The sequence below is a fragment of the Streptomyces sp. NPDC056948 genome (genome assembly GCF_042674225.1).
Taxonomy (GTDB): domain Bacteria; phylum Actinomycetota; class Actinomycetes; order Streptomycetales; family Streptomycetaceae; genus Streptomyces; species Streptomyces purpurascens.
In genome coordinates this window covers 1-1,620 of record NZ_JBHUQX010000790.1, presented here as the reverse complement: position 1 = coordinate 1,620, position 1,620 = coordinate 1, and the positions used below count along the sequence as shown (strand labels likewise).

Annotated in this window: 2 protein-coding genes; both read right to left on the bottom strand. The window is 74.4% G+C overall.

Annotated elements, in window-relative coordinates; translation table 11 throughout:
* Positions 1 to 80: 80 nt before the first annotated feature.
* Entirely contained in the window at positions 81 to 380 is a 300-nt protein-coding gene (locus ACFTZL_RS44745) for a zf-TFIIB domain-containing protein (protein ID WP_193480248.1), read from the bottom strand.
* 79 nt (positions 381 to 459) lie between these two features.
* Entirely contained in the window at positions 460 to 1,395 is a 936-nt protein-coding gene (locus ACFTZL_RS44740; protein WP_382596340.1) for a phosphotransferase family protein, read from the bottom strand.
* Between the last annotated feature and the right edge of the window lie 225 nt (positions 1,396 to 1,620).

The following is a 1,620-nucleotide window of genomic DNA, read 5'->3' as shown; positions in this document are numbered from 1 at the left end:
TCACTGGTTCAATCCCAGTATCGTCCACACCACACCGGAGCCCCCGGCCGTTCGCGGCCGGGGGCTCCTGTCGTGTCGCGTCACGACGAGAACAGCATGTGCCCGAAGCCCTTGTTGCGGTGGTGACCGTGGTGGCCGTGGCCGCCGTGATGACCGTGGCCGCCGTGCGGGGCGCCCCAGGCGGGGGCCGGAGGTGCGGGGTAGGCCTGCGGGGCGGGCGGGGGCGGCGGCGCGCCCTGGGACCACTGGGACTCCAGGCGGGTCAGCGACTCCAGCTCGCCGTAGTCGAGAAAGATCCCGCGGCAGCCGCTGCACTGCTCGATCTGGACACCGTTGCGGTTGTACGTGTGCATGGGCGCACGGCACTTCGGACACTGCATGGTGGTTCAACTCCTCGCCGGTCGGTCCTGCTTCGTGTCTCGCCAGGACAGACTCTGTCCCGCCATGGTCGGTTGCACCCTACTTCGCGTGCTCCTGCGCCAACTGCGGCGGGAGGGCAGCCATTCGGTCACAGGCATCCACGACGCACTGCTCGACCTCGTCCAGGTCACGGCCGACCGCGGCCGCCTTGGCGACGGCCCGGGCCGCGGTCTGCACGGTGAGGGCGCGGGCAGGGACGTCGAGAGCGGGCCAGGGGTCGCCGTCGGCGGGCACGGCCGGGCCGCCGGCCTCCCGGTAGGCGGCGAGGAACCGGGCCCATTCCTCGGGCAGGAGCAGTCCGCAGGCATACCAGGCGGCGGGGCGGGCGAGATCCCAGGCCGGGACGCCGACACCGAGGTCGTCGACGTCTATCAGCAGCCAGGGGCCATCGGGTGCGGGGTGGCGTATGAGCTGGCCGAGGTGGAGGTCGCCGTGGCAGAGGGTGCGGGTGTGCGGCATCGGGGCCTCGGCACGGGCCCAGGCGGGGAGGGTGTCCCAGGCCCGCAGGACGGGGGCGGCGGCGGGATGCGGCCCGGCGTTCCGGAGCTTGTCGATGGCCCGGGCCGCCTTGGCGGGGCCTCGCATGGTGGGCAGGGCGTCGGGGGCGGGGGTGCGGTGGAGCCGGGCGAGGAGGGTGGCGGCCGCTTCCCAGGGCGCGGCGTCCGGGTCGTCCGGGTCCACGGGAGTTCCGTACGGCCAGAACGTCACGAGTCGGCCGTGCAGGTCGGCCGGGGTCGGGGCGAGTGGTGGCAGGAGGATCTCGGGGTTGCGGGCGGCGACCGTGAGCCGGCTGGTCAGTTCGGTGCGGTCGGACTCCGGGGGGTGGGCCTTCGCGACGGTGTCCGCGTGCCGGACGACGATGCCGTCGGGGCGGTCCGCCAGGGTGGCTGCTCCGCAGGGGCAGGACGACGAGCGGGCGTGGGCTGTTGCTCGGGCCTTGGCGGTCAGGTCGGCCAGGAGCGGGGCGGGATTCACGGGGTGAGGGTACGGGCAGGTGGGGGCAGGGCCGTAGGGGGCTGTCGGCTTCAGGTGCTCGGCGTTGGCGCTGGGGGCGGGTGGGTCCGCGGCCCGGCGTGGCGGGGTGCCGCTGCGCCCACCCGTGCCGCCCTGGGGGCACCCCCCAGGCCATTGAGGCACTGGGGGAGGCGCGATTGCCCGCAGCTGAGCCGAGACAGAGCAATGCCGGCGCAGCTCCCCAGC

What these genes read in the sequence shown, in the direction of transcription:
- ACFTZL_RS44745 (WP_193480248.1), bottom strand. Translation starts at nt 380, where the DNA reads ATGCAGTGTCCGAAGTGCCGTGCGCCCATGCACACGTACAACCGCAAC.